Consider the following 26,850-nt stretch of genomic DNA (forward strand, 5'->3'; position numbering starts at 1 on the left):
CCGCCGCAATGGACAGCGGCCTTTTTAGACGGCCCCTTTGCTATTCTTGCTTTCCTTCGTCCGATTCTTCGGATTCCAGTTGTTCGATACGGGTTAATTGGACAGTGATAATCTGATGGTTTTCCATCTCAATGACAGTGATGATGTGCTGCGGCAGGGAGACGGATTCGCCTTCTGTGATCTCCGTGTTTTTCAACTGCACCCAACCGCCGATCGTATCCACATCTTCGCTTTCTTCGAACGTCAGCCCGAAACGTTCTTCCAGATCGGAAAGAAGGACCCGGCCGTTCAGCAGATAATTGTTTTCATCAAGCGCTTTGATTTCATCCGGTTCGTCGTCATCGAACTCATCGCGGATCTCTCCGACGATCTCTTCCAAAATGTCTTCCATCGTGATGACGCCGGAAGTGCCGCCGTACTCATCGATGACAATTGCCATATGGACCTGTTCGCGCTGCATCGTGACGAGCACATCCTGTATAGGAGCGCGCTCGACAACAAATGGAATATCGTGGACCACCATGCTGTTTTTCATATTCCGGGTGACCGTAAAATTCGTCAGCATTTCTTTGACATTGACAAATCCGATGATATTGTCCTTGTCGCCGTTTTCCGTTACAGGATAGCGCGTGTACTGGTGTTCAGCGACGATTTCCATCAAATCTTCATGGTCCATTTCAAGCGAGACCGTTTCCATCTGGGTACGCGGAATGAGGACATCTTTTGCCAAACGCTCGTCAAAAGAAAAGATGTTCTGCATATACGACAATTCCGTCTGGTTGATTTCGCCGCTCTGATAGCTCTGGGCCATGATGATCTTCAATTCCTCTTCCGAATGGGCCTGTTCATGCCCGGCAGGTTCAATGCCGAATGCCCGAAGGAGCAGACGGGCTGAACCGTTCATCAGCCAGATAGCCGGATTCATGATCTTGCCGAAAATGATCAGCGGCCGCGAAAAGAACAAAGCCATTTTTTCGGAATATTGGATGGCTAGCGTTTTTGGAGCCAATTCACCCAGAACGACATGGAGGAACGTGATGCTGGCAAACGCAATCGCAAACGACAAAATCGAAGCGGTCGGGTCATGGATGCCGAAGTTTTCGAAAACAGGATGCAAAATCCGCTCGACTGTCGGTTCGCCGAGCCAACCAAGGCCGAGGGCGGTGATTGTGATGCCCAGCTGGCAGGCCGAGAGGTAATAATCCAGGTTGTCCGAGATTTTCTTCGTCAGCACGGCCCGTTTGTCGCCTTCCGAGATCAGCTGATCGATGCGGGATTGGCGCACCCGGATGATCGAGAATTCGGAACCGACAAACAAAGCGGTCAATGCAATTAAAAAAGCCACCAAAACTAAATTCAAAATGAGTATACTGTCCAATTGTTCCCTCCGGCTTGGAGGGTTCACCTCAGCTTTCTAAAATATGGGTTTAATTATAGCATATTTTAGCGGTTTTATGTTCCCAGCGCAAATTGCGCAAAAAATTAGGTTTTTCGGAGTGAATGTGGTTGAACGCAGCATGAAATGGATTTATGATTATCTTTAGAAAAGGAGTGACACCATGAAAACCCTATGGCATGGCGGGAAGATCTATACAATGGCAACAGAAGGAGAAACGGTGGAGGCGGTACTCGTCTCCGGCGGTAAAATAGAAAGGATCGGCAGCTACGAAGAACTGAAAGCGGAAGCTGACCGCGAAGAAGATTTGCGCGGGAGAGTCATGTATCCGGGTTTTGTGGACAGCCATATGCACATGATTGGCCATGGCGAAAAGCTCTTGCGGGTTGATTTGTCCAAAATTGAATCAGCTGAAGACATGAAGAACCAGCTCATCCGTTCTACCGAAAATCTGGCAAAAGATGAATGGTTTATCGGGGAAGGGTGGAATGAAAACAATTTCCCTGACCGGAAAATTTTCCATCGCAGCGAACTCGATCAGATCACCGAATCCCCGATGCTGCTGAAGCGCGTTTGCCGGCATGCGATTTTGGCGAATTCGAGTGCTCTGCGGCTTGCCGGGATCACCAAAGATACGCCGGATCCGGACGGCGGTGTGATTGTGCGCGATTATGACGGGGAACCGACAGGCTATTTGCTGGACGCCGCACAAGATTTGGTGGCGAATCAAGTGCCTGAAGTGAGCATCGGCTATTTGACGAACGCTTTGAAGACGTCGGTAGAAGATCTGCTGTCGCTCGGGTTGACGGGCGCCCATACTGAAGACATGGGTTATTACGGCGATTACTCGCGCCCGCTTCAAGCGTTCAAAAATGTCATCGGTGAAAAATTGAAGTTCCGGGCGAACCTGCTCCGGGCGCACAGTGTTTTTGAAAAGATGATCGAAACGGCTGAATACAACGAACCTTTCATCGATCCGGGCGCAATGAAAATCTTTGCAGATGGTTCGATCGGCGGGAAAACCGCCCTGCTAAGCCGGCCATACAACGACGATCCGACTACGAACGGCGTGGCGATCCATTCCGATGATGAATTGAAGAACTTGGTCGCCATGGCACGGAAGCACGGAGAAGCTGTGGCCATCCATGTGATCGGCGATCTGGGCATGGAAAAAGCGCTGGATGCCATCGAAGCGCATCCGGTGCCGAAAGGGAAGCGAGACAGGCTGATCCACGCGATGGTTGTCAGGGAAGATCTCGTGGAACGGCTCGTGAAGCTGGATGTGGCGCTTGACCTGCAGCCGAGCTTTGTTTCTTCCGATTTCCCGTGGGTCATCGAACGCCTCGGCGAAGACCGCATCAATTGGGCTTATGCTTGGAAGAGCTTGATCGATAAAGGGCTCATTGCGGCAGGCGGTTCCGATGCGCCGATCGAGGACGTGAATCCGCTCTTGGGCATGTATGCGGCGGTCACAAGAAGAAAGCCATATGAAACCCATGAGGGCTATATGCCGCATGAAAAGCTGAGCCGTTTCGAAGCGATCCAATTGTACACGAGCGGCAGCGCAGCGGCAATTTGCAAAGAACATGAACGCGGTCAGATCCTGGACGGCTATGACGCCGATTTTACGGTGCTAGACCGGAATCTGTTCGAAGGGCAGCCGGAGCAATTCCTTGAAGCGAACGTCGCCATGACAATCGTTGCGGGAGATGTCATGTACAGCAGCAAAATCAGCGTGAACCAATAAGGAAGGATGATTGGATGCCAGCAACACCAGAGGCCATTCTCGAAAAATTGGCGGCTGCGGAAAAAGCGGGGGCAGATATGAAGAGCCCGAAAGCAGTGGTCGATTTTATGCTGTCCCAGGGCGAAAAAGAGTCGATCTTGTATTTCTACAAACCGAAAAGCGTGGAGTTCGATTTCGGGAAATACCATGCAGCCGTAGAGGAAATGCGCCAAGCAAAACAGAAAGAACTTTAATGGACCAAAAAAAGAACGCTCAGAATCTGAGCGTTTTTTCTTGTTCAAGGATTAATATGCCGCCCGCTCCGGTATGTTTTTCCGCATGCGTTTCTGCAGCCAACCGGTTATTACGGCAATTACGCCGGAAACGGTTATGACGAACAAACCGATCAACGTCGCCGGAGCATCGTCCACTTGGGCAAGGCGGTGCAAGAACGGCAGCTCCAGCACATACAAAAAGCAGATAGCGAGCGCAGCATATTTGATGTTGCGCACGGCCATTATGGAAGAAGGAGTAAAAATTCTCCCTTTGGCGAGGGCGCCCAACAACTTGAAAATTTGATATAGGGCATAGAAAAAAGGGATCATCGCTGCATACATGCCGATTAATACGGGGTACTGCAATTCCGCCAGCTCCGGCAATGCCCAGTATGGGGAGTCCGGATCGAACCGCGTCAAGCCATACAGGCAGGCAGCGAGAACGGGGAGGCCGATAAGCAAAACCACAAGCTTCAAAAAGTTAGCAAGCACTTTCATGGATAGCACCTCTTCCTTCCGGATTGCGCCGATTTTTTCAGTCCCTTGGCTTAGGGCTATAAAAGCGTGTTGCAGCTGGGAAAGAGGGAATCTGTAAACCTTGCAAATCTGCCGGCCAGCTGCATCATTTTCCGCCGAGCATATTGAACAAGCCGCCGGCAATGCTGCCTTCGCCTTGCGAACTGCCGCCAGGGTTCTGCGGAGCAGCTGCGAAGACGCGGCTGGCGAGACGGCTGAACGGCATGGACTGGATCCATACACTTCCGGGACCGCGGAGAGTGGCAAAAAACAAGCCTTCGCCGCCGAACAAGGCGGTTTTGACCCCAGACACCATTTCGATATTGTAATCGACATCTGCAGTCATCGCGACCAGGCAGCCGGTGTCGACTCGGAGCACTTCACCTTTTTGTAGATTTTTGCGGTAAAGCGTGCCGCCTGCATGGACGAAAGCGAGCCCGTCGCCTTCAAGTTTCTGCATGATAAAGCCTTCGCCGCCGAAAAAGCCGGTCCCGAGTTTTTGCTGCAGTTCAATCCCGATCGATACGCCTTTTGCAGCAGCCAAGAACGAATCTTTCTGGCAGATGACTTTACCGCCTAGCGTGCTTAAATCCAGCGGAATAATCTTTCCGGGATAAGGGGCGGCGAAAGATACGTTCCGTTTGCCGGTCCCTTGGTTAGTGAAAGCGGTCATGAACAGGCTTTCCCCTGTCACTAGGCGTTTTCCGGCTCCCATCAGTTTCCCCATCAATCCCGATCCGCTGTTTTTCGACCCGTCCCCGAAAATAGTCTCCATTGCAATGCCGTCCTCCATCATCATCAAAGCTCCTGCTTCGGCAATGACGGTCTCGTTCGGATCAAGTTCCACTTCGACAAATTGCATGTCATCGCCGTGCAGTTTAAAGTCGATTTCGTGATTGTTCATGTTTTTTCCTCCTAGGATTGTGTTTCTGCTATATAATTAATACGGTATTGCACAGGACAAGGTTTCACGAAAACCTGTCCGAATGAAAACTTTTGCGAAAGGAAGAAGAACATGCGAATTGAACCGATTGTGGCGTCGGCCATGTACATAGATAAATTCCATCCGGACTGCGAAGCGGCAGTTCTCGCCGGAAGTGTAGTGAGAGGGGAAGCGACAGCGACTTCAGATTTGGACATTGTGGTTTTCGATAAAGGCGTTCATGCGTCCTACAGGGAGTCCATTCTTTTTCAAGATTGGCCAATAGAGGTGTTTGTCCACAACCTTTCATCATACCAGCCGTTTTTTGAAAGTGATTGTGCCCGCTCGCGCCCTTCATTGCCGGCGATGGTTTCGGAAGGCATGGTGCTCAAGGACCTGGGAGTACTGGCTGGGATCAAAGCGGAAGCGGATCTTTTGCTGGCAGCGGGCCCGAAAAAATGGACCCTTGATGAAATCGGCGCCAAGAGATACTTTATTACAGATGCACTGGACGATTTTACCGGCAGCGAGTCAAAAGCGGAACTTTTATTCATTGCGGGGCATTTAGCGGAGCTCCTTGCGGAATTCGTGCTGCGCACCAACCGGCAATGGACCGGGCAATCCAAGTGGGTTTACCGGTCGCTGCAAAAATTTGATCCGGACTTTGCGGAGGCGTTATCAGAAGCGTTCGGACATTTTTACCGGACCGGCGATAAAGACCCGGTGATCCGGCTGGCAGAAGAGGCTTTATCTCCTTTTGGCGGCAGGCTGTTTGAAGGATTTTCTGCTGGCAAGAGAAAGGAGCGGATTTGATGGACGCGAAAGATTGGATCCGGCTTTTGGAAATGGAGGCGCATCCGGAAGGCGGCTTCTATAAACCGTCTTTCCGTTCGGAAGAGACGGCAGCTTTCCATTCGGGTGAAAGGGCTCTTTATACAAGCATTTATTTTCTGCTGCAGTCCGGGGAAGTTTCGCACTTGCACCGGCTGAAGTCGGATGAGTTATGGTACTACCATGCAGGCAGTCCGCTCACGGTCCACATCATCGGGGCCGACGGGGCATACCGCGAGGAAAAATTAGGGTTAGACGTTCAGGCAGGCGAAAAGCCGCAGGTGCGTGTGGAAAAAGGCAGCATTTTCGGTTCTTCTGTCGACCGTCCGGATACGTTTGCGCTGGTCGGCTGCATGGTCGCACCAGGTTTTGTATTCGAGGATTTCGAACTTTTCTCGCAAGCGCAACTCACAGTTGAATATCCGCAGCATGAGCGCGTGATTAAGCTCCTCGCATATAAGGAACTCCCGTAACGAGAGGTTCTACTTTAATGGAGCGAACTGTGCTAAAATTGGGTCAAAAGCTTAGGGGATGAGGGACCGGAATGGAAATGTTTTTAACTTTACTGATTGTTGCTTCAGCAATATTCGCAGGAATCTCGCTAAAGAAATTTTATGACAAGCCGTATGTTGTCAATTTCGCGCTGGCGGCCATGCTGCTATTGATCGTATTTCGAACGTTTCTTCTGCAGCCGATCAATGGCCTCGGCTATGCGGCAATTATCATTTGTTCGATCGCTTCTGTTTTCCAATTGGTGCTTGGTGTGAAAAGCCTCAAAGGAAAAGAAAGAGTTCAGGCTTGATGAAAAAGATGGCACCTCATTGCTGAGGGCCATCTTTTTTGATGCGCGAAAAAAGATCTTCTTTGTCAATGCCATGCCCGAATAGTGCCTGGCACTATCATCAGAGACGGTTCAACGCTTCTTCGATGGGATCATCCCCAGAAATGACTTCAAACGCTTTGTTAAAGACATGTTCATTTGAAAGGGAATGGAGAAGGACGGCAGCCACATCTTCACGCGGAATCGGTCCGCCGTCCAGCTGTTCAGAAGCGGTGATCAGGCCGGTTCCACGGCTGTTTGTCAGAAGGCCCGGGCGGATGATGGTATACGTCAGGCCGCTTGCCCGCAGTATGTTATCAGCATGGTGTTTTGCAACATAATAAGGGGCCATTTCATCGACCCAGTTTTCCCGGCGGTCGGCATAGATGGCACTGACCATCAAAAATCGGCTGACGCCGGTCCGTTGGGCCGCTTCAATAGTTTTGGCGGCACCGTCAAGATCGACGAGCAAAGTTTTATCAGCGCCCGTTCCCCCTCCGCTGCCAGCAGTGAAAACGACCGCATCGCAGCCAGCCATGGCCTCAGCGATTTCATCGATGCTACCCTCGAGGCTGGCCAATACCGTCTCCACGCCTAATGCATTAAAAAAGCTGACTTGATCTTGTCTGCGCACCATCGCCTTGGGCGTATGCGTCCCGCTTTTGTCAAGCATCTGGACGAACTGCCGGCCGATTTGCCCGTTGGCTCCTACTACCAGTACTTTCATTTTTACAGTCTCCTTTCCGTATACGTGATCTTCTTATACCTTTTATACCCTCCATATGAAGGGATAACCGTAGGGGGAGAAAAGGAGCTTTTTCAATAATTTTGAAATTTCGCCTTTCCATCTTTGGACTCTTTAGTATAATATTTCTAAACACAAATTTCTTATTGATTTAGCCAAAGGAGGAACACAATGGAAACCCGACGCATCAGGAAGACAGGTGAAATGATGAATGACACTGCGCCCACAGGCTTGTCATATGGATTGTCGCAGTCGAAGGAAAAAAGCTTGGACCGGAAACCGAACATGTTTTGGGACTTTATAACCCAAGCGTTTCTTTTCTTATTAGGCGGAGCGATCCTTTGCGGATTGCTTTATGCTTTAGTAACCTTTACATAACCGCAACACCGAAAGGGGCAATTCGATGATCAGATATCCGGAAAGCGCTTTGCGGACCATTGGAGTGACTGCGCCATCCTCTGGCGTCCCGCAGGAGCACCATCATTTATTGCAACAAGCAAAAGAACGGCTTGAAAAACAGGGATTTCTCGTCCAGACAGGTGAGACAGCCTGGACACAAACCGAGGCGAAGTCAGCGCCGGCAGAACAGCGTGCTGCGGAACTGATGCGCATGCTGAAGGATCCCGAAATCGACCTGATCCTTCCTCCATGGGGTGGAGAATTGCTGGTAGAAACCCTGGAATTTCTCGACTTTGCCGATTTGGAGCCGAAATGGGTGCTCGGATATTCAGATGTGAGCTTGCTGCTGCTTGCGATTACATTGAACACTGGAATTGCCACTGCCCACGGCACGAACCTGATCGATCTGAGGGGGGAGGCATCCGATTCCACAACTGGCCGCTGGCTCGATGTGCTGCGAACAAATCCGGGAGGGTCTGTTGAGCAGGAATCTTCGGTAAAGTATCAGCTGGAATGGAGCCACGAAGCGCCATCGCCGGTCGTTTTCCATTTGACGGAACCGACGGAGTGGAAGACGGTCTCGGGCGAAGGGGAGCGGTTTGAAGGCCGCTTACTCGGAGGGTGCATCGACGTGATCCGCCATGTAATCGGCACGCCTTATGGGGACATCGCCAAGTTTCGGGAGGAGCATATTCCCGAAGAGCCGGTAGTCTGGTATCTGGAGAACTGCGAGATGAATGTTGCCGATCTCAAGCGTTCGCTTACCCAGATGAAATACGCAGGCTGGTTCAGCCATATATCCGGAATCGTTTTCGGCAGAAGCCCGGCGAATCAAGAAGTCGGAGGGTATACCATAGAAAAAATGTACGCCGATCTGTCGGATGAACTTGGCGTACCGATCGCTTATGATATCGACCTCGGCCATATGCCGCCGCAAATCACGTTCATCAACGGCGCATATGCCACGATTGATGTGGAAAACGGCAAAGGGACAGTGAAACAGGAATTCAGGTGAAAAGGAAGTCGGAAAGATGGAAATTAGAAAATTGGGGCCGGAAGATGCTGCGGGATATAGGACGTTGCGGATCGAAGCTTTGACGAAAGACCCGGATGCCTTTAGCGCGTCCCTTGAAGATGCGCTGAAGGCGCCGCTTCAGAAAACGGAGAGCCGCCTTTCGGACAAAGCCGCTGTGACGTTCGGCGCTTTTGAAGATGGAAAGCTTGTCGGCAATGTCACGTTAGCCATGGAGATGGGAACCAAAACAGGCCACCGCGCTTCGGTCTATGCCGTTTATGTGACGCCTTCTGCCCGCGGCAAAGGAATTGCCCGGAGGTTGATGGAAACATTGATCGGCTATGCCAAGCGGCACAGAGAAATTGAGCAATTGTATTTGATGGTCAACTCGGCCAATGTCCCGGCAGTAAAATTATACGGGCATCTGGGTTTCTTGAAATATGGCGTCGACCTCCGCGCAATGAAAGCGGAGGACCGCTATATCGACGAGGACTTGATGGTCAAATTTCTTTAAAGCATAGAAAAAAGCGCTGGCGATCCAGCGCTTTTTTCATTCACGGCTGAGGCGGTATAATTTATCATCGCCTTCAGAGGGCGTGCCCCGGCCGTCCGTATTGTTCGTGATGAAGTAAATTTCTTCTCCGGCCGCATAGACATCGCGGACGCGCCCGAAGCCTTCGATGGAATCGGCTACTTCACCCGTTTCCAGATCGATCACTTTCAGGGCGGTACCTCGGAGTGCTGCGACATAGAGCATGCCGTCCTGTACATCTATCCCGCTGGGCGCCCAAGTATCCCCGGAACCGGTCGTGTAAAACGGCGTTTCAAGGCCGTCCAGTTCAGCAGTACCTTCGGTGATCGGCCACCCGTAATTATTGCCTTCCTCGATGATGTTGATTTCATCATTGGCGGATTGGCCGTGTTCGGAGGCGTACATGGTGCCGCTGTCCCAGGCCATGCCTTGCGGATTGCGGTGCCCGCTGGAATAGATGAGGAATTCATCGTTTTCATTCAACCGCAGGATCTTGCCATTGACGGATCCCATATCCTGGGCAAGATCAGGATCTGAGGCATCGCCGATCGTAGCATAAAGCGCCCCGTCTTCTCCGATCTCCAACCGTCCGCCGTGATGGACATTGCCGGTCGGAATCCCTTCCAACAGCACACTGCTTTCTTTCCATATGCCGTTCTCCAGTTGGAACTTGGCAATTTTATTGTATGAGCTGCCGTCCCGGTCGTATACATAATATCCATAGGCCTGAGCCGTGTCAGAAAAATCGTCAGCCAGCACGAATCCTAGAAATCCTGCTTCTGCCGCATCAGACAAGGGGTCGGAGAACTCCACCGCTTGTTGGGTCACCTTGCCGGCGCTGTCGATATGCGCCACGGTACCGGAGCGTTCAGAGATATAAAACTCCTCATCAGACTTGTTGATGGACCATGGGGCATCCAAGCCGGAGGCGATCGCTTCGGTCGGAGCGGTCGCTTCTTCAGGTTTCGCTGGTGCATCGTTGCAGCCGGCGATTATACTAAGGAAGAGCAGCGGAATCATGAATTTTCTCACCGGAATACCTCCTTTGTTCAATCATAATGGATGGTCCCGGCAAAAGGCAACGCAGGAGAGGGGGAGAGGTTATGCCGTTTCTAAAAGATGTAAAAGAAGAAGAAGAAATCCGCAAAAAACGGAATCTGATCCGGATCATTACGTGGATCGCCATCGCGATTGCACTTTTTCTGATATGGTATGTCGTGTGAAGGTTCTCTCCAATGAAAAAAGCCGTCAAGCTGACGGCTTTTTTCTGTGCTTCATGAGCTCCACGATGACGATTCCAAGCGTTACACCGAGCAGCAGGTTGATAATGAACGGATCCAGGTATTGGTCACGGAAGATGAAAGCGACGGTCAATATGTAGAAGAAGGCCTGGGAGGCCTTGGCAATCGGCGGCACGCCATCTTTCGGATAGCGGAGGCGTGCCAGCTGGAACATCAGGAATGCCAGCAAGAGAGTGACAAACCAGGGCCAGTAGAGGCGGTCAACCAAATTATTGACCAGTGCAAAGACAGCCAATGGCACAAGATAAAACAGGACGGATTTCAAAACGAATCACCTTTCGCACACTATTTTTTCGGAGTTTGCTGCTGTTTTGACGCCAGGACCAAGTACAAGTTGTAAATGGAGAAGAGCACCGCAAGCGTAATGATGATAATCGAAATGACCGGATAAACGGATACACCGTTCTCCATGATTTCCACAACGCGCGTGTACAGGATCCAAGGGCCGATCAGCAGGATAAAAATATCGAGAATGATGCCAATTTTCGATCTCATAATTTTGCCTCCATTAAGTTCAGCTGTATCCAGTTTACCAGACTTTCCGGAAGCCGTCTCTCACCATCTCGGAAGAAACGGGCAGCGCCTCCATAGCTGTTGGCCGTTTTCTTTGGATTCTCATTTATGTGCCCGCAATTCTTTTCTTGCCAAGTCGTCGGCTGCCCGGTTCTGCGAATCCGGAATCCATTTGATGAAACAATATTCGAATGACTTGCTGAGCGCGAGCGCTTCTTCGAGGATCGGTTTGAAACGGGGATTTTTGGTGTACTCCCGTTCAAAAGCATCCACGGTCACCTGCGAGTCGGATTTGATCGACACCATGCCGGCGGTCAGGCCCTTGGCCAATTGCAGCCCTTTCACCAAAGCCGTCAGTTCGGCAGTATGGTTGTCCATTTCGCCGAGGTATTCACTCCACTTGATCGAATGCCCTTCCCCCCGGATAAAGACGCCGCATGCACTCACCTGCGGAGAGCCGGCAGTAGCTGCATCAATGAACACTTCCAGCATCAGTTCACCTGCTTTTCATCGAACGGAGTGGTGGCTTTGGCCATATAGCCGAATGGCGTGGCCAGCACGGAAACGATGAACTTCAAAATATACGTTGAGATGAATATCTCCAGCCAGACGTCGAACGGGAAAACGCCGTAAAAGGCGATGCTCGTAAAAATCAATGTATCCAGCAGCTGGCTGATCAATGTCGAGCCGTTGTTGCGGATCCAGAACTGGCTGTCTTTCGGGAAAACTTTGCGGATGGCGGTGAAGATGATGACATCCAGATGCTGGCTTGCCAGATAAGCGATCATGCTTGCAATGGCGATCTGCGGGATGAGCCCGAAGATGGTCTCAAGCGATGAGTTGGCGATGTCGCTCTCGGCTGGGATGAACTGAAGCCCGGCCTGCATAACAAGAACCATGATCAAAAGCGAGGCGAAACCGAGCCAGACCGCTTTCCGTGCGTCTTGTTTCCCGTATTTTTCATTGAGTATATCGGTCGCCAGGAACGTGGAAGCATACAGACTGTTCCCGAGCGTCGCAGTCAGGCCGATGATTTCGATGGTCTTCGTCACCTGGATGTTTGCCAGCACGGTTGCAATGGCGATCCAAGCGAACAAACCGGTCTTGCCGAAGAATTTATACATCAGCAGGAGCAGGACGAAATTGGCCAAGGCGAAGCCAAGTCCAAAAAATTCATTGAACATTAAAAAATCCTCCTTAGTTTTGGTGAGGCGGGAGTTTGCGAACCGCCGCAAAGACAAAAATGTCCTTTGCTAGTATAACTATTGTTGCAAAAAATCACAAATCAGTAGTAAAATTAGCGAATGGCAATTCAAAGGGGTGACGGGTTGAACAAACTTTCAATCATTAATGAAATCGACGAAATGATAGAGACATACTGCGAAGGCTGTTTTATCCGGAAACAACTTCGGAAAGAGCAAGGGAAAACCGCTGCGCACCGTTTCTGCATCAGCAATTGCTCCGTCGGCACACAGCTGCAGTTTTTGGGGAATGAATTGAACAAAGTAGGCACTGGACATAAATGAATATAGGAAAACGGCAGCGGAACCCGCTGCCGTTTTTTTATTTTGCCCGCTGCCGTGGATGGGCTGTTTCGAGCTGCAGCACTTCTTCCGGAGGCTGCGGAGCTTTGTTGTAGAAGATTTCATTGCCGAATGCGTGTACTTCTTCATACGCCTCTTTCATTTTTTCGAATATCCATTCTTCCGTGACGGCATCGGGCGACCAATAGAAAATGTCCATTTCACTCTTTTCGCCGGTAACAGGGTGGTTCCGCACATAAGTTATGGACGGAACTTTCTTGAATTTCTGTTTTTCATAAAAGCGGACGCGCTTGCCTGATTCTGGATCTTCCGGTGTTACGGGATCGACTTCAAGGATAATCGTTTTGTCTTTCTTCTTCACGCGCTCCATCACTTTGGAGCCCAGGCCGCTGCCGCGTGATGAACTGGAGACGAGGATATAATCGACGAACAGGAAATCCTCCTTTTCAAAATAGACTAATGTGTATTCCGGGCCTTCGTCTAATTTGTAGACTTCGCTTTTGTCCGTGAACAACCCTTTCATATGCGCATGGGATTTCATCTCTTTAGCCGGGAAATATTCCCTCAGCTTCATAAACCATGAGTCCATAAAGTTTCCTCCTGTTTTGGCTTTTTGCACCTACGGATTTGTTACTAAGATTATTTCCGTTTGCCGAATTGTTTAAACCCGATTACCGGGCTAAGGTTTGAATCGTCTGAAAACAGGCAATAATACAGGTATTTACAGGCTTATATCATTTTGCAAAGGGAGTGTCTGGATGGCGAATGCAGGAGAAGGAAGATTGACAGCAATTTTAGGGTGGAGTTTGCCGGCAATTGAGGCGATTGATAAATTGGACCGGCCGTTCGTTGTGGTGGGCCCGCCTGATTTTGAGGGATTCGCAAAAGAGAATGGCATCAATTTTGTGCCATGGGATTTTGAACGGCTCAATGAAGGGTCGGATGAATTGTATGAAAAGCTTCAGGCGATGGACACCAAAGTCGCGGTGCCGATCTATGAAGAAACGGTGGAATGGGCAGGCGCATTGAATGCCCGCTTCTTCGATGATCCGCGGGTCTTCAACCGTTCGCTGTTGATGAGGGATAAAGGGCTGATGAAGCGGAAAGCCCAGATGGCAGGCATTAAAGTGGGGGTTTTCGAAGAAGCGCATTCCAAAGAGGACATCCACCGGTTCTTGAAGCGGGTGAATGATGCATTGATCAAAATTGAAGGCGATCTGAATGATCCGATACATATCAAGCCCCTGAACAAGGCAGGCACGGTTGGGCACATGGTCATTCGGGACGCGACAGATATCGAGAAAATGGAAGAACAGGAATTCCCGTATTTGATGGAAAGCCATCTGGACGGCCAGGAATTCTCTTGTGAAGCTTTTATCCATAACGGCGAGGTGAAGTTCCTGAACATCACAGAATACGTCAAACTGGGCCACTCGAATTTCGTCCCTGCTTCCCCGGCACTTGAATCTTACCGTCCTACAATATTAAAGGAAATCCAGAAACTTGTAGATGCTTTTGAAATCAAATACGGCGTCATCCATCCGGAATATTTCATTTCACATGACGGCACTTTAAACTTCGGGGAAGTGGCAGCCCGGGTGCCCGGCGGACACATTTTCGATTTGATCGAACGGGCTTACGGCTTCAGTGCTTTCCAAGCACAGATTCTCTGCAGCGATCCGGATACGACGGCTGAAGAACTGGAAGCTTTTTTCCCGAAAGAAGTGGATGATGCAAAAGGCTATGCCGGAAGTTTGATGGTCTATCCGCGCGTGAGGCTGATTGAGAAGCTGAATGTGCCTGATGAATTGAAGAACGACCCTTATTTTGAAAAGCACGATATGTTCATACCGGTCACCTCGAAAGTGGCGGAACGCGTCGGCTTCGGGAACCATTACGGCACGCTGTTCTTCTTTGGGGAAGACAGCGGCCGGATGAAGGAATTGCTTCAGCAATATGAAAAATTCGATTTCTATATCTAACATCTGGGGGAATGGCCATGACTACTGAATCAACACTGACCAAAAATAAATTCGAACAAGCCCTTGCGGTGCTGGAAGAAGCCAAGCCATTTGCGAAAAGCATGTACCAGACGGCTGTTTTTCAGCTAGCAGGCGAGCTAGCAGCAACCGATGACGGCCTTGAAGCCCTTTACGGCTATGCCGGACGTTTTGATGCGGCTGGTGTTTTCCATGGCGGGCCATGGGCTGAAGCTGACAACCTGGAACCGCCGTTTGTCGGCGGCTCCTTGAAAATCAGGGGGGTCAATTCGCTCGTGGAAATGCTGAGCGAATTGCGCATGCTGTCAATCGCTGAAGGGCAATATGAACACCCGGAAGTGCCTCAAGAAGAAGCTGCCTCTTTTTTGAACGAAGTGCTGGCGTTGAATATGGATCTGTTGTTTCCGGCTGAAACGGAAGCCGCACGGGTGGAAGGCGGCGAGCATATCGAACGGGCGGAACGGCTCTTCCGCTTCCTTGGCGCCCGCCTTTCTTATAAAGCGGTCGCGGGCAAGCTAGTCGAAGAGATTGAGCGCTTGACTGTCCAGCGGCCGATCATGGTGGAGCGGATCGTAACGATGATTGAGACCGCCAACCAGATGCTTGACGAGGAAATCGATGAAAGTACGAAAGATAAATTGAAATCATTCAACAAAGCCATAACTACATCGACGCCGCTCAGTGAACAGTATCCGAATCTGCGCGAATACCGGAAAAAACTGACGGAGGCCGACGAAGAAACACTTCACGAGGAAGCGCAGGCGTTTGCGGAGTCGATGAACGCTACGGGATTGGTGGCACCGGCAAATGCCATCTTCATCCGCTTCCTGAACCGGAAATACTCCGATATTATCCCGGAAGCATTGGCATTGTCTGAAATGGGCATCGCAAGTTTCAATGCCAATACCGAGCTGATCAGGGACATCATCCAAATATCGGTCCATCCGGAAACGAGCAAAGTGATCTATGGCTTGTCCCGCATGCTTGACCGCGGCGTCCTGACACAGGAGCCCTTATTGCCTGCGCTGCGCCGGCTTTTTGAAATCGATGTGCACCCGGACGTCAAAAAGCATTTGCTCCGCCGGGAACACCGAAAAGGCGGCATCACGGCAAATGGCGTCCTGGTGGGCGGTGTTGTCAATGTTTTAGGACAACCTCTCGGCATCGGGCAAGGGCTGAATCCGACATGCCAGTCCGCGAGGGCGATCAGTTTATGGGCCCAGCATGGCGTCGGCCAGCTTCTCGAATATATTGCACGGGCCGTGAGAGAAAATGATATTGACATGACTTTTGAAGGGGAAGAAATCCATTCGAATATGATTCAGGGCGGGGTGGCAGATGAAATCCATCGCGAACTTGATCCGGTCTCAGTGGTCCTTGTTCCACACCTGGACAAAATCTACAATGAAATGATGAAAAAGACGCTGTTAAGGGGAGAGGACGGCCACAAATGGGTCAATCCCGAGTTTTACGGCGAATGGATCTCCCGTGGTTTTGCCAGCATCATCGATCAGTATACCGGCTTTGTGACAGACTACGAAGCGTTTGTGCGCCTCTTCTACGCGACCCATCACCCGGAATACAATGAAGGCTATGAAATGATCTATCCGAACCCGGTAGGCATCTACATCACCAATGTACATGGCAAATTACTAGGTCTGCATGCAGTTTCCATCCAGCGAATCGACCAGGATGAGCAAGGGGAATTCCGGGTCTATTTCTACAACCCGAACAACGACAGCGGCCAGAATTGGGGCCAGGGGATCGAAACGAGCGTCCAAGGGCACGGCGAGCAGGAAGGCGAGTCTTCCTTGCCGTTCCATCAATTCACGGCGCGGATGTATGCGTTCCATTACAACCCTTATGAACAAGGCGACACCTATATGGTGGAAGACGCCGATGTTGAAGAAATCGAACGGCTGTCGCGCGAAAGCTGGGGCAAAAACTATACATGGACATGAAATGCAAAAGGGAGCCTCGAATTTTTCGAGGCTCCCTTTTTTTATATGCGCTTTTTCACGTATTAGTCTCTTTAACATTCGATGCCTGCGGACCACGATTTCCGTCAATAATCTCAAACGACACGGTTTTGCCTTCTTGCAGCGTCCTGAAGCCATCGCCTTGGATGCCTGTAAAATGGACGAATACGTCATCACCATTATTATGCTCAATAAAGCCGTACCCTTTTTCCGAGTTGAACCATTTCACTGTACCTTGGTGCATGCGCGTTCCCCCTATTATTGAGTAATGTCGTGGCACCATTAAAACCCGTTTAATGGATGGCTATACTATACCCGAATGGCCGCCAATCGTCAATAACACCTGGAGGGAAAGCCGTTTTCCAAAGGATGTTATAATAGTAGGAAAGGAGTTGTATTTATGCAGACTGAACAATTGCTGCAATGTGAAAAAGCGGCAAAAGCGATCTACGATACATTTGATGCAAGCCATGATTGGCAGCATATTGAACGGGTACGGCAAAATGCCAGAGAAATCCTTAAAACACAGAAGGCCGATGCTTTTGTAGTGGAAATGGCCGTATTGCTCCATGACGTTTCCGATCCAAAATATAAAAAGCACGGAGAAGATCCGGAAGCGGAAATTTTGGCAAGCCTCGGACTGGATGAAGAACAAAAGGAGCATATCACCGACATCATCTCAGCCGTTTCGTTCAAAGGCGGCAATGGTAAAGCGCCTGCATCCATAGAGGCCGAAATTGTGCAGGATGCAGACCGGCTGGACGCCATCGGGGCAGTCGGCATTGCCCGGACGTTCGCATACGGCGGGGCAAAAGGGCGCAAGCTTTATGATTGGCAGGAAGAGCCCCGTTTGGAAATGACCGAGGAGGAGTACCGGTCCAAGCCGACCAGCAGCACGACGCATTTTTATGAGAAACTGCTGAAGCTGAAGGACAGCATAAATACAGAGGCCGGAAGGCAGATTGCTGAAGAGCGTCACGCTTTTATGCTATCCTTTTTAGAGCAACTACAAAAAGAAACGGATGGGAATAAATGAGCCACTTAAATATTACAAATTTAACTAAGACGGTTGGAGCTAAAACGCTTTTCAAAGGAGTCGAATTTTCACTTTATCCAGGAGAACGGGCGGGTCTGATCGGCGTTAATGGTACGGGGAAGTCGACCTTAATGTCCATCGTGGCCGGTGAAGTTGAAGCGGATTCCTTGACGATGGACCATCCGAAAAAATACCAGATCACGTATTTAAAGCAAGAACCGGAATTCGACGAATCGCTCACCGTCCTTGAGACGGTTTTTTCAGGCGATTCGCCGATCCTGGCACTGAACCGGTCCTATGAGCAAGCCTTGAAAAACATGATGGTCGATTCGAGTTCAACTCAATTGCAGGATGAATTGATGAAAATCCAGGAAGGGATGGAAAAAGAAAATGCCTGGGACATCAATGCCCTTGCTAAAACGGCCCTGACAAAACTCGGCATCGACATGTTCGACCAGAACATAAGCGAATTGTCCGGCGGGCAGCGGAAGCGGGTGGCGCTGGCAAAAGCGTTGATCGAACCGGCGGATTTAATTCTCCTCGATGAACCGACGAACCATCTGGACGCTGTCTCAACGGAGTGGCTTCAGGAAACACTGCTTCGCATGAACAGCGCCATGCTTTTCGTGACGCACGATCGCTATTTCCTGGATGCGGTGTCGACGCATATCTTTGAAATTGCCGATCAAACAATGTATACACATAAAGGTAACTATGGCGACTACCTGGAAAACAAAGCGATTCGCGATGAAATGGCCGCTTCTTCCCAACAGAAGCTGGAAAACCGCTTCCGTTCAGAGCTCAAATGGATCCGCCGGGGCGCCAAAGCCCGGTCGACCAAGCAGAAAGCCCGGATTCAGCGCTTTGATGAAATCAAGGAGAACGTCCAAAAGGAAAGCGACAATACGTCTTTGGAGCTTTCTATGCAAAGCCAGCGCCTCGGGAAGAAAATCATTGAAGGTGAAGGCGTCGGCATGGCTTTTGGCAGCAATGTCATTTTCAGCGGATTCGATTTTCTTTTGCAGGGAGGCGACCGCATCGGCATCGTCGGTCCGAATGGAGCTGGGAAGTCCACGCTCATGAAAATTTTGGCTGGCGAGTACCAGCCGACTGAAGGGCGATTAGAATATGGGAGCACCGTGAAGATTGCCCATTTCACTCAGCACTTGCCGGAAATGGACGAATCACAGCGAATGATTGAGTATATCCAGGAAATATCAAGTGATTATGAGGCGGCCAAAGGCGTCCGTTTGTCGGCAACCCAAATGCTCGAGCGCTTTCTGTTTCCCTCAAACGGCCACGGCACACAAATCGGTAAACTATCGGGCGGCGAGCGGAAACGTTTGTACTTGCTAAAGCTGTTGATGGAGCAGCCTAATATTCTCTTGCTTGACGAGCCGACGAACGACTTGGACATCCAGACGCTTTCCGTTTTGGAGGATTTTCTGGAAAACTTCCCGGGCGTCGTCATCACGATTTCCCATGACCGGTTTTTCCTGGATCGGATCGCCCAGAAATTATGGACCACAGGGACCGGCAAAATTGTCGAATACCAAGGCTTGTATTCCGAATTCATCAAAGAGAAGGCTGTGCCTGAAATGGCGGAGGCAGAAGTTTTCGAACCTGCCCCCGTACCCGTGAAGCCGGAAGCGCAGAAAAAGAAATTGACGTTCAAGGAACAGCAAGAGTTTAATTCAATCCTTGATGTCATTGCCGAAGTGGAGCAGCAGATAGAGCAAAAAGAAAGCGATATGTCAGGAGCAGGCGCGGATTTTGAAAAACTGAACCAACTCACTCAGGAAATCGACGCATTGACGGAAGAATACGACCGTCTCATCGAGCGGTGGACGTATCTCCAGGAAATTGCAGAATCATAAAATTTCAGCAGGGGGAACATTCATGAAAATCAAAACGATCGAACCGACACCAAGCCCGAATACAATGAAAGTCATCATCGACCAGGAATTGCCTTTCGGCAAGAGCCATAATTATTCAAAAACAAACTTGGAAGGGGCTCCGCAGGAAATCCGAAAAATCATGGATATCGAAGGCGTGAAAGGCGTTTACCACGTAGCTGATTTCTTGGCGGTGGAACGCTTGTCGAAAGTTGACTGGGAAGGGATTCTGGCAGAAGTCCGGCGCGTTTTCGGTGAAGGGGACGGAGCAGCCGGAGCAGAAATGGAGATGGATGAGCATTTTGGTGAAGTCTATGTCCATGTCCAGCAATTCAAAGGAATACCGCTGCAAGTGAAAGTATTCGACAGCTCTTCTGAACAACGCTTCGGTATGCCGGAGCGCTTCACAGCTGCCATGGCCAAAGCCATGGATCCGACAGAAGAGAATTACCTGCTTCAACGGAAATGGGCGGATTATGGCGTCCGCTACGGCGATAAAGAGGAAATCGGCCAGCATGTCGTCGAAGAATTGAATGCAGCGTATCCGGATGAACGGCTGCAGCAGCTTGTGTCTCCGTCCGAGGAACAGGTACAGGGAGCAGTGGTGCGCGGAAGAAAAGTAGCCATCGAAGAATTCAATGTGCCCGATTGGCAGACCCGCTTCCAATTGCTTGAACAGATGGGCGAAGGGAGCCTGGACGATCTGCCGCTGCTTGCTCGAGCGATAGAAGATGAAAAAATGTCGATTCGGCGCCAAGCCGTCATTTATTTAGGCGACATCAAAGACAAGGCAGTCGTTCCGTACATCGCCCGGGCGATGAAAGATAAGAGCTGGGCAGTGCGGAGAACCGCAGGGGATGCCATCAGCGATCTTGGGTTCGAAGAGTTTGAGCCCGTCATGATGGAAGCCCTAGAAGACAAAAACAAGCTTGTCCGTTGGCGTGCAGCTATGTTCTTGTTTGAAACCGGGACAGAAGAGGCATTGCCGGCGTTGAAGCGGGCAGAAAATGATCCGGAGTTTGAAGTGAAGCTGCAAGTGAAGATGGCGATCGCCCGAATCGAACAAGGCGAAGAAGCGCAAGGGTCGGTCTGGAAGCAGATGACCGAAGCGCGCCAATCGATGAAAGAAGAATAAGCAGGCAACCGGCGGACGATCCGCCGGTTTTTATTTTGGAAAAAGGTTTCCGCAAGGGGAGAAAAAGGTAAACTGCTGTAAGCTGACTTAAATAGGAGAGGTGACAGGTATGGCAAAAGACAGGGATATATCCATGGAAGAAGATATTTTTTCGATTGAATTGCTGCATCAGGGGAAATATGAATCATGGGATTTTAAAGACGAGGCGGAACGCGATGCTTTTTTCAGCAAAGTCAAAGATCATTTTTCAGGTCATGAAATCCGGGAAAAAGAGGAGGACGTGGACGATTTGCGCATCGTTCAGCTATCAGCAACCAGCCTGCAGATCAAAAGCGGAATCGCCGATCAGAAGGTGCCTTATGAATGGTACGATCAGGATTCGTTCGAAGACATGCTGGGTTTCATCAACAAGCATTACGACCATTGAGAACGCCGTTTCAGGCGTTTTTGATTGATACATCTATGTCACGAAGAATAAAAAAAGCCCCTGAAGCGTCAGGAGCTTGTAGACATCGAATTGGCTGTAAGCGCTTGGTAAATGGCAGCTGCAGCTTTTTCGATACAAGTGAATTGTTCGATTTTCTGTTCTTCCGGAAATGTAACCTCCAGAATTTTTGTGTTTTTGAGGCATCTTGCGGTGATGCTGGCCCCGTCCTCTCTGCTGAAAGTCTGGGTGATGTTGACGGTGTTGTAGTAATGGACGGTCTTGAGCATTTCTTTAATGCTGTCTAACGTCATTTGACATTCTCCTTTCCGGAAATGGAAAGTGACTAAGAAAAGTCTGAAGAATCCATACATCTTGTTGTTTTCAAGATACCACAAAATTATCAAAAAAACTGCGCTTTTACGAAAATATAATATAAATGTAACACTAATTTTAGAATATTCTAATTTCGTATTTTCGGATGCTATAGAACCCCAAAAAAGTGGAAGAGCGTGAATCTCTCCGGCAAGTGCGATAGAATGAAAAGGAAGAAATATAATAAAGGGGGATGAACAAATGAATGCATATGATGAATACATGAAGGGCATCGTGGTGCCGATGCGCCAGGAGTTGACTTCTCACGGCTTTAAGGAGCTCTTGACAGCTGAAGAGGTGAATAGCCACATGGCGGAAGCGCAAGGCACCAGCCTTGTCGTCATCAATAGCGTCTGTGGATGTGCAGCAGGCCTTGCACGTCCGGCTGTTATTGAAGCGTTGAAAGGATCTGCAGTCAAGCCGGACCATCTGGTGACGGTATTTGCCGGGCAGGACAAGGAAGCGACCGCGCAGATGCGCAGCTTTTTTGAAGAAGTTCCGCCTTCCTCTCCTTCAATTGCACTCTTGAAAGATGGAGAATTGGCATATTTCATTCCGCGTGAACAAATTGAAGACCATGACGTGGAAGAAATTACGAATCATCTGGCTGATGTGCTGGGACAGGTAGCCGCAAAATGAAAACGATCGTGACAACGGCATACCGGCCCAACGGAAAGACCGATGAGCTGGCTGCCAAAGCTGCGGCGGATCTATCGTTGCCATTCGTCAGCAGGCGTAAGCGTTCAATCGGCAAGATCCATCTTGAAGAAGGCGCTGATGTCCTGGTTGCAGCAAAAGAACGGCTCGAGTTTTACCCTCTGGGCAAAACCGAGCCGTTCTTTTTTCATCCGAACTCCTCCGCTTTCCGTACCAAACGGCCGATTGACCAAGACCCGCTGATTGAAGTTTCTGGTCTGGCGCCCGGAGATACGTTTATCGACTGCACGCTCGGGATGGCGTCGGATGCCATCGTGGCTTCGGTGCATACCGGAGCGGCCGGCCGAGTAATCGGCTGTGAAAGCCATGCAGTGCTCGCTTATGTGGTGGCAGACGGGCTGAAGGAATATTCCGCTATGCCCCATCTGACGGATGCCATGCGTCGCATCGAAGTGAATCGCGGTAAAGCCGTGAATATCTTGCGGAACATGCCCGGAAAATCAGCGGACGTTGTCTATATGGATCCGATGTTCACGGAAACAATCCAAGAAGCTTCGAACTTTTCACCATTGCGGCCGGCAGCCGATGGAGGCCAACTGGACAAGGAGTGGGTCGAGGAGGCGAAGCGGGTCGCCAAAAAAAGCGTCGTCTTAAAAGCGCATTTCCGGTCCGGGGATTTCGAGCGCTTCGGATTTTCCCGCCGCGTCCGTCCGAATACGAAATTCCACTATGGAGTAATCGATTGCACTATGGAATAAACGAAAAAACTTCCTGCCGGCAGCAGGAAGTTTTTTTGAAATAATTAGTCGGTAAAACTTAATGAAGTCAAATAACCGATCAAGAATAATAGGCCAATTCCGATAAGCAACGATGCATCCATGTAAAAGTTCCTCCTTTTTCGAAAAAACAGAGCTAAATGATTAGCTTTATTGTACAATGAATTTCAAGAAGATGAAACCTTTACCCATGAAAATCGTATAATTAAAGGAACGCAGAAAAGAAAGATTTGCGAAAATGTTCAAAATTGAAGGTGATGACGATGAAAAATTGGTGGCAAAAGTCCATAATTATCGCAGTAGCTGTTCTGACATTAGGCGCAATCCCGCCAAGCCATATGCTCTGGGAATCGCTTCTAGATGAAAAAGCATCCAGCAATTCGCATGCTCAAGACGACCAGCATAAGCAATTTATTTATGATTGGCAAGACCCGAGCGAATATTATTACGAATCCACCACGATTTTGGATACCGTACATAAAAGGGCTGAAGAGCAAGCTTACCTGAAATTCGGCTCCCGGGTCGGCCCGGTGATCCGCGATGAATTCCAGACGGCCGTGCTGCCCAATATGCAGCGTGCAATCGATCTGTATTTGGCAAGGGTCGACAGCGGTAAAATCGCCAAGCTGGCGATTTCGGAAAAACCATCCGGCGACCATTCCGAAAAGATTTTCCATATTTACGACACGGAAACAAACGAAGATGCCATACGGTTTCATGTGAGAACTGAGAAAAAGCCGCAGGAAGGCTATTTCTTCAACTTCCACTATCACGTTGCCGATGATGGTTTCCAGCAGCATATCGCGCTTGGCGACATTTATTGGTCCAAAAATACACCGCCGAAATGGCTTTCTTGACTCCCTAGCTTTTGGGGAGTTTTTTTTGTGTGTTTTTGTTATGATTAATATAACAATGGAGGCGAACACAAATGAGACAATATTTGGATTTATGCGAGCATATACTACATAATGGCACTAAAAAAGAAGACCGCACAGGAACCGGGACATTGAGCGTATTCGGCTATCAGATGCGCTATGACCTGAACGAAGGCTTCCCGTTGATGACCACGAAAAAGACGGCATTCCGCCTGATCGTGTCGGAATTGCTCTGGTTCATAAAAGGGGACACCAACGTCAAGGCGCTGCTTGCGGAAAACAACCATATCTGGGATGAATGGGCGTTTGCACAATGGGTGCAAAGCGATGAATTCCAAGGTCCGGATATGAGCGATTTTGGCCGGCGGTCGCAAAAAGATGAAGAATTTGCAGCGGCATACAAAGAGCAATTGGCCATTTTCCAAGACAAAGTCCTGAATGAACCGGGGTTTGCCGAAAAGTACGGAGACCTGGGTCCGGTGTACGGCAAACAATGGCGGTCATGGGCAAAAACAGACGGCGGGACCATTGACCAGTTGAAGGATGTCATCGAATCGATTAAAACGAATCCCGATTCCCGGCGCCATCTGGTAACTGCCTGGAACCCCGAATTTATCGGGGACATGGCCTTGCCGCCTTGCCATATCATGTTTCAGTTTTATGTGGCTGACGGAAAATTGTCGTGCCAACTGTACCAGCGGAGTGCCGACGTATTCCTTGGAGTGCCGTTCAATATCGCTTCTTACGCCTTGCTGACGCATCTTATCGCCCGGGAATGCGAGCTGCAAGTGGGCGATTTTGTCCATACCACCGGCGACACCCATCTTTATTCGAACCATATCGAACAAGTGAAAGAACAATTGACAAGGGAGCCGAAAAAACTGCCGACTGTGAAAATCAATGAAGATGTCGCATCCATTTTTGATCTGGAACTGTCCGACATTACCATCGAAGGCTACGACCCGCACCCGCGCATCAAAGCGCCGGTGGCTGTATAAGGAGGAAAAGGAATGATCTCATTGATGGTGGCGCACGACCCGGACCGCGTGATCGGCAAAAACAATCAGCTGCCTTGGCATATCCCGGAGGATCTCGCCTATTTTAAAAAGCATACCGTCGGAAAAGGGATGGTCATGGGGCGCAATACGTATGAATCCATTGGGCGTCCGTTGCCGAAACGGCGGAACATCGTCGTCACGCGCAACGAATCCTATGCCGCAGAAGGGGTAGACATTGTCCATACGTTGGACGATGCCATCCGCCTGGCAGAAGAAGTGCATGAAGAAGTGATGGTGATCGGAGGGGAACAGATTTTCCGTTCGATTTTGCCGCAGGCGGACCGCTTGTATATAACCCTGATCGACAAGCGGTACGACGGCGATACATTTTTCCCGGAATATGGGGCTGAATGGGAGCTTGTTTCTGAATCGGAAAAGCATGTTTCCAACGGCATTCCGTTTTCCTACCTTGTCTTTGAGCGAAAAGGGAGCGTATAAGAACATGTTGACTTCATTGCGAACATTTTCATACCTGTTCGGCTATCTGCCTATCGCCGCCGTGAATCTGAAGAAGTTCAAAGCCCGCAAAAACGGGTTGGACAAAGCTGAGTATGACAAGCTGATTCATAGTGAGCCTCAAAAATGGGCGGGAGGCATTATGAAACGGACAAGGAGCCATGTCGAAGTCAGCGGGCTTCAATGGCTTCCAGAGGGGCCGGCTTTGCTGGTCAGCAACCACGAAGGGAATTTCGATATTCCGGTGCTGCTGTCAGCGATTCCGAAGCCCTTCGGATTCATTTCCAAAAAAGAAGTAAAGAAATTCCCGGTCATCCCTGTCTATATGGAAGAGATGAATTGCGTTTTCCTGGACCGGAGCGACCGGCGAAGCGCCTATAAGTCCATTCAGGATACGGTGGCGAAGCTGAAGGATGGCCATTCGATTCTGATTTTTCCCGAAGGTACGAGGAGCAAAGGCGAAGGGCTTCAGGAATTCAAAAGCGGATTCATGCGGATTGCCCGCGATGCGGGGGTCCCGATTGTTCCGATTGCCATAAACGGGACAGCGGAAGTCATGGAAAAGAACAATAGCCAAGTGAGGCCGGGCAGTATCTGTGTGCAGGTATTAAAGCCTTTCGGGGCTCAGGAGCTGGCAGACAAGGATGCCAAAATGGCAGTAGACAACGTGCGAAGCCGGATCCAAGCTGCACTGAATGAAAAGGCGGATTAGCAGATCGATGGAGATCTGTTTTTTTGCCTCCAGAAATTCGGGTTTTAGACGTTCGTTTAGTAGGGAATAAAGGGGAAAGGGAGTGATTGCATGTCGAAAATCCATATTGTTACCGATTCTACATCGGATTTGCGGCCGGATGTCATTGGAAAATACAATCTGCATGTCGTGCCGCTGAACATTCAAATCGGAGAGGAAAGCTACCTTGACCGGGTGGACCTCCAGCCTCAGGAGTTTTTGGAGATGATGAAAAAAACGCCTGAACTGCCGAAAAGCTCACAGCCGTCACCGGGCATTTTCAAGGAATTGTATGACCGGCTTGGGGAAGACGGAGGGCAGGTGCTGTCCATCCACATGACAGGCGGAATGAGTGGGACGGTAGAGTCGGCCCGTACGGCAGCGCAGCTGACCGATACGGATGTGACGGTCATCGATTCACGCTATATCTCCTATGCGCTGTCTTTCCAGGTGATTGAAGCGGCTGAGATGGCACAGCAGGGAAAATCGATGGAGGAAATCGTAGAGCGTGTCAATAAAGTGCGCGAAAACACGAAATTATTCGTTGTCGTCGATACATTGGACAATCTGGTGAAAGGCGGCCGGATCGGCAAAGGCAGGGCGATGATTGGGTCGTTCCTCAAGATCAAGCCGATTGCATCTCTTGACGGCGGGGAATACACGCCGGTTTCAAAAGCCAGGAGCTATAAACAAGTCGTATCCTACTTGATGGATGACTTTTTGGAACGGACAGCAGGCAAGACGGTAAAAGGCGTCGGGATTGTCCATGCGGACGGCCAAGCCATGGCTGAGCCGCTTCGGGAAAAGATCCGGGAAAGTGGTTTCCAGGACATTAAATATGATTACACCACGCCCGTCATTTCAACCCATACAGGCATCGGAGCCATCGGTTTCATGTTTTATGCGGAATAGGGTGCGG

At 49.9% G+C, this 26,850-nt stretch carries 34 protein-coding genes; 22 read left to right on the forward strand and 12 right to left on the reverse strand.

Annotation, left to right across the window (positions count from 1 at the left end):
* Positions 1 to 40: 40 nt before the first annotated feature.
* Positions 41 to 1,378, reverse strand: coding sequence for a hemolysin family protein (locus ACTL32_RS12905; protein ID WP_441341859.1), 1,338 nt, complete (start codon positions 1,376 to 1,378; stop codon positions 41 to 43).
* A gap of 181 nt (positions 1,379 to 1,559) precedes the next feature.
* Between ACTL32_RS12905 and ACTL32_RS12910 the strand changes: the two genes are divergently transcribed.
* Together ACTL32_RS12910 and ACTL32_RS12915 are read left to right on the forward strand one after the other, a co-directional pair.
* The gene (locus ACTL32_RS12910) at positions 1,560 to 3,143 is read left to right on the forward strand and encodes an amidohydrolase (RefSeq protein WP_441341860.1); all 1,584 of its coding nucleotides are present in this window, start codon (positions 1,560 to 1,562) and stop codon (positions 3,141 to 3,143) included.
* A 14-nt stretch (positions 3,144 to 3,157) separates the two neighbouring features.
* Entirely contained in the window at positions 3,158 to 3,376 is a 219-nt protein-coding gene (locus ACTL32_RS12915; protein ID WP_441341861.1) for a hypothetical protein, read from the forward strand.
* A gap of 51 nt (positions 3,377 to 3,427) precedes the next feature.
* On the opposite strand, the gene ACTL32_RS12920 is transcribed toward ACTL32_RS12915, so the two are convergent.
* Together ACTL32_RS12920 and ACTL32_RS12925 are read right to left on the reverse strand one after the other, a co-directional pair.
* A complete protein-coding gene (locus ACTL32_RS12920) occupies positions 3,428 to 3,895 on the reverse strand; it encodes a DUF2975 domain-containing protein (RefSeq protein ID WP_441341862.1) in 468 nt (155 codons plus the stop codon).
* 124 nt (positions 3,896 to 4,019) lie between these two features.
* The gene (locus ACTL32_RS12925; protein ID WP_441341863.1) at positions 4,020 to 4,817 is read right to left on the reverse strand and encodes a TIGR00266 family protein; all 798 of its coding nucleotides are present in this window, start codon (positions 4,815 to 4,817) and stop codon (positions 4,020 to 4,022) included.
* Between the two features lie 111 nt (positions 4,818 to 4,928).
* On the opposite strand from ACTL32_RS12925, the gene ACTL32_RS12930 reads away from it, so the two are divergent.
* The 3 genes from ACTL32_RS12930 to ACTL32_RS12940 all read left to right on the forward strand — a co-directional run bounded on the left by ACTL32_RS12930 (position 4,929) and on the right by ACTL32_RS12940 (position 6,468).
* Entirely contained in the window at positions 4,929 to 5,648 is a 720-nt protein-coding gene (locus tag ACTL32_RS12930) for a nucleotidyltransferase domain-containing protein (RefSeq protein ID WP_441341864.1), read from the forward strand.
* Positions 5,648 to 6,139, forward strand: coding sequence for a cupin domain-containing protein (locus ACTL32_RS12935; RefSeq protein ID WP_441341865.1), 492 nt, complete (start codon positions 5,648 to 5,650; stop codon positions 6,137 to 6,139). The genes ACTL32_RS12930 and ACTL32_RS12935 overlap by 1 nt, the downstream gene beginning before the upstream one ends.
* 71 nt (positions 6,140 to 6,210) lie before the next feature.
* Positions 6,211 to 6,468 carry a hypothetical protein gene (locus ACTL32_RS12940; protein WP_441341866.1) on the forward strand — a complete coding sequence of 86 codons (258 nt, stop codon included), beginning with the start codon at positions 6,211 to 6,213 and terminating at the stop codon, positions 6,466 to 6,468.
* 100 nt (positions 6,469 to 6,568) lie between these two features.
* Here ACTL32_RS12940 and ACTL32_RS12945 read toward each other — a convergent pair whose 3' ends face one another.
* Complete coding sequence (locus ACTL32_RS12945) at positions 6,569 to 7,213, reverse strand: SDR family oxidoreductase (RefSeq protein ID WP_441341867.1); 645 nt, start codon at positions 7,211 to 7,213, stop codon at positions 6,569 to 6,571.
* A gap of 189 nt (positions 7,214 to 7,402) precedes the next feature.
* Here ACTL32_RS12945 and ACTL32_RS12950 point away from each other — a divergent pair, with 189 nt between their 5' ends.
* The 3 genes from ACTL32_RS12950 to ACTL32_RS12960 are packed head-to-tail and all read left to right on the forward strand — an operon-like array spanning position 7,403 to position 9,159.
* Entirely contained in the window at positions 7,403 to 7,609 is a 207-nt protein-coding gene (locus tag ACTL32_RS12950; RefSeq protein ID WP_441341868.1) for a hypothetical protein, read from the forward strand.
* 25 nt (positions 7,610 to 7,634) lie between these two features.
* Positions 7,635 to 8,645 carry a S66 family peptidase gene (locus ACTL32_RS12955; protein WP_441341869.1) on the forward strand — a complete coding sequence of 337 codons (1,011 nt, stop codon included), beginning with the start codon at positions 7,635 to 7,637 and terminating at the stop codon, positions 8,643 to 8,645.
* Between the two features lie 16 nt (positions 8,646 to 8,661).
* A complete protein-coding gene (locus ACTL32_RS12960; protein WP_441341870.1) occupies positions 8,662 to 9,159 on the forward strand; it encodes a GNAT family N-acetyltransferase in 498 nt (165 codons plus the stop codon).
* Between the two features lie 36 nt (positions 9,160 to 9,195).
* Here the strand turns inward: ACTL32_RS12960 and ACTL32_RS12965 are convergent, their stop codons facing one another.
* The 5 genes from ACTL32_RS12965 to ACTL32_RS12985 form a co-directional block, all read right to left on the reverse strand.
* Complete coding sequence (locus tag ACTL32_RS12965; protein WP_441341871.1) at positions 9,196 to 10,209, reverse strand: PQQ-dependent sugar dehydrogenase; 1,014 nt, start codon at positions 10,207 to 10,209, stop codon at positions 9,196 to 9,198.
* A gap of 216 nt (positions 10,210 to 10,425) precedes the next feature.
* A complete protein-coding gene (locus ACTL32_RS12970; RefSeq protein WP_441341872.1) occupies positions 10,426 to 10,743 on the reverse strand; it encodes a hypothetical protein in 318 nt (105 codons plus the stop codon).
* Between the two features lie 20 nt (positions 10,744 to 10,763).
* Positions 10,764 to 10,973, reverse strand: a complete 210-nt coding sequence (locus ACTL32_RS12975; protein WP_441341873.1) for a hypothetical protein — start codon at positions 10,971 to 10,973, stop codon at positions 10,764 to 10,766.
* Positions 10,974 to 11,093: 120 nt separating this feature from the next.
* On the reverse strand, positions 11,094 to 11,483 hold the full coding sequence (locus tag ACTL32_RS12980) for a ribonuclease HI family protein (RefSeq protein ID WP_441341874.1): 390 nt from the start codon (positions 11,481 to 11,483) through the stop codon (positions 11,094 to 11,096).
* Positions 11,483 to 12,175 (reverse strand): queuosine precursor transporter, encoded by a 693-nt coding sequence (locus ACTL32_RS12985; RefSeq protein ID WP_441341875.1) that lies wholly within the window; start codon positions 12,173 to 12,175, stop codon positions 11,483 to 11,485. Before ACTL32_RS12985 ends, ACTL32_RS12980 begins: the two co-directional genes overlap by 1 nt.
* Before the next feature lie 144 nt (positions 12,176 to 12,319).
* Here ACTL32_RS12985 and ACTL32_RS12990 point away from each other — a divergent pair, with 144 nt between their 5' ends.
* Complete coding sequence (locus ACTL32_RS12990) at positions 12,320 to 12,517, forward strand: zinc-finger domain-containing protein (RefSeq protein WP_441341876.1); 198 nt, start codon at positions 12,320 to 12,322, stop codon at positions 12,515 to 12,517.
* 37 nt (positions 12,518 to 12,554) lie between these two features.
* Here the strand turns inward: ACTL32_RS12990 and ACTL32_RS12995 are convergent, their stop codons facing one another.
* Complete coding sequence (locus ACTL32_RS12995) at positions 12,555 to 13,124, reverse strand: GNAT family N-acetyltransferase (RefSeq protein ID WP_441341877.1); 570 nt, start codon at positions 13,122 to 13,124, stop codon at positions 12,555 to 12,557.
* A 193-nt stretch (positions 13,125 to 13,317) separates the two neighbouring features.
* On the opposite strand from ACTL32_RS12995, the gene ACTL32_RS13000 reads away from it, so the two are divergent.
* Together ACTL32_RS13000 and ACTL32_RS13005 are read left to right on the forward strand one after the other, a co-directional pair.
* The gene (locus ACTL32_RS13000) at positions 13,318 to 14,517 is read left to right on the forward strand and encodes an ATP-grasp domain-containing protein (protein ID WP_441341878.1); all 1,200 of its coding nucleotides are present in this window, start codon (positions 13,318 to 13,320) and stop codon (positions 14,515 to 14,517) included.
* 17 nt (positions 14,518 to 14,534) lie between these two features.
* The gene (locus tag ACTL32_RS13005; protein WP_441341879.1) at positions 14,535 to 16,496 is read left to right on the forward strand and encodes a hypothetical protein; all 1,962 of its coding nucleotides are present in this window, start codon (positions 14,535 to 14,537) and stop codon (positions 16,494 to 16,496) included.
* Positions 16,497 to 16,551: 55 nt separating this feature from the next.
* On the opposite strand, the gene ACTL32_RS13010 is transcribed toward ACTL32_RS13005, so the two are convergent.
* Positions 16,552 to 16,758 carry a cold-shock protein gene (locus ACTL32_RS13010; protein WP_441341880.1) on the reverse strand — a complete coding sequence of 69 codons (207 nt, stop codon included), beginning with the start codon at positions 16,756 to 16,758 and terminating at the stop codon, positions 16,552 to 16,554.
* 156 nt (positions 16,759 to 16,914) lie between these two features.
* Between ACTL32_RS13010 and ACTL32_RS13015 the strand changes: the two genes are divergently transcribed.
* The 4 genes from ACTL32_RS13015 to ACTL32_RS13030 all read left to right on the forward strand — a co-directional run bounded on the left by ACTL32_RS13015 (position 16,915) and on the right by ACTL32_RS13030 (position 21,007).
* Entirely contained in the window at positions 16,915 to 17,550 is a 636-nt protein-coding gene (locus tag ACTL32_RS13015) for an HD domain-containing protein (protein ID WP_441341881.1), read from the forward strand.
* On the forward strand, positions 17,547 to 19,427 hold the full coding sequence (locus tag ACTL32_RS13020) for an ABC-F family ATP-binding cassette domain-containing protein (RefSeq protein ID WP_441341882.1): 1,881 nt from the start codon (positions 17,547 to 17,549) through the stop codon (positions 19,425 to 19,427). The genes ACTL32_RS13015 and ACTL32_RS13020 overlap by 4 nt, the downstream gene beginning before the upstream one ends.
* Before the next feature lie 22 nt (positions 19,428 to 19,449).
* Positions 19,450 to 20,580 carry a conserved virulence factor C family protein gene (locus ACTL32_RS13025; protein WP_441341883.1) on the forward strand — a complete coding sequence of 377 codons (1,131 nt, stop codon included), beginning with the start codon at positions 19,450 to 19,452 and terminating at the stop codon, positions 20,578 to 20,580.
* 109 nt (positions 20,581 to 20,689) lie between these two features.
* Positions 20,690 to 21,007 carry a hypothetical protein gene (locus ACTL32_RS13030; RefSeq protein WP_441341884.1) on the forward strand — a complete coding sequence of 106 codons (318 nt, stop codon included), beginning with the start codon at positions 20,690 to 20,692 and terminating at the stop codon, positions 21,005 to 21,007.
* A 68-nt stretch (positions 21,008 to 21,075) separates the two neighbouring features.
* Here ACTL32_RS13030 and ACTL32_RS13035 read toward each other — a convergent pair whose 3' ends face one another.
* Positions 21,076 to 21,318 carry a hypothetical protein gene (locus tag ACTL32_RS13035; RefSeq protein ID WP_441341885.1) on the reverse strand — a complete coding sequence of 81 codons (243 nt, stop codon included), beginning with the start codon at positions 21,316 to 21,318 and terminating at the stop codon, positions 21,076 to 21,078.
* Positions 21,319 to 21,580: 262 nt separating this feature from the next.
* Between ACTL32_RS13035 and ACTL32_RS13040 the strand changes: the two genes are divergently transcribed.
* From ACTL32_RS13040 to ACTL32_RS13070, 7 genes are all read left to right on the forward strand, one after another.
* Positions 21,581 to 22,018, forward strand: coding sequence for a BrxA/BrxB family bacilliredoxin (locus tag ACTL32_RS13040; protein ID WP_441341886.1), 438 nt, complete (start codon positions 21,581 to 21,583; stop codon positions 22,016 to 22,018).
* On the forward strand, positions 22,015 to 22,794 hold the full coding sequence (locus tag ACTL32_RS13045; protein ID WP_441341887.1) for a class I SAM-dependent methyltransferase: 780 nt from the start codon (positions 22,015 to 22,017) through the stop codon (positions 22,792 to 22,794). Before ACTL32_RS13040 ends, ACTL32_RS13045 begins: the two co-directional genes overlap by 4 nt.
* 281 nt (positions 22,795 to 23,075) lie before the next feature.
* Positions 23,076 to 23,669 (forward strand): YpjP family protein, encoded by a 594-nt coding sequence (locus tag ACTL32_RS13050; protein WP_441341888.1) that lies wholly within the window; start codon positions 23,076 to 23,078, stop codon positions 23,667 to 23,669.
* 71 nt (positions 23,670 to 23,740) lie between these two features.
* Positions 23,741 to 24,685 carry a thymidylate synthase gene (locus tag ACTL32_RS13055; RefSeq protein ID WP_441341889.1) on the forward strand — a complete coding sequence of 315 codons (945 nt, stop codon included), beginning with the start codon at positions 23,741 to 23,743 and terminating at the stop codon, positions 24,683 to 24,685.
* A gap of 12 nt (positions 24,686 to 24,697) precedes the next feature.
* Positions 24,698 to 25,183 (forward strand): dihydrofolate reductase, encoded by a 486-nt coding sequence (locus ACTL32_RS13060; protein WP_441341890.1) that lies wholly within the window; start codon positions 24,698 to 24,700, stop codon positions 25,181 to 25,183.
* Between the two features lie 4 nt (positions 25,184 to 25,187).
* On the forward strand, positions 25,188 to 25,913 hold the full coding sequence (locus tag ACTL32_RS13065; protein ID WP_441341891.1) for a lysophospholipid acyltransferase family protein: 726 nt from the start codon (positions 25,188 to 25,190) through the stop codon (positions 25,911 to 25,913).
* Positions 25,914 to 26,003: 90 nt separating this feature from the next.
* Complete coding sequence (locus ACTL32_RS13070) at positions 26,004 to 26,843, forward strand: DegV family protein (protein ID WP_441341892.1); 840 nt, start codon at positions 26,004 to 26,006, stop codon at positions 26,841 to 26,843.
* The last annotated feature ends 7 nt before the right edge of the window (positions 26,844 to 26,850 follow it).

It is taken from the genome of Planococcus sp. FY231025, assembly GCF_052078085.1.
In the GTDB taxonomy this organism is placed as follows: Bacteria; Bacillota; Bacilli; order Bacillales_A; family Planococcaceae; genus Planococcus.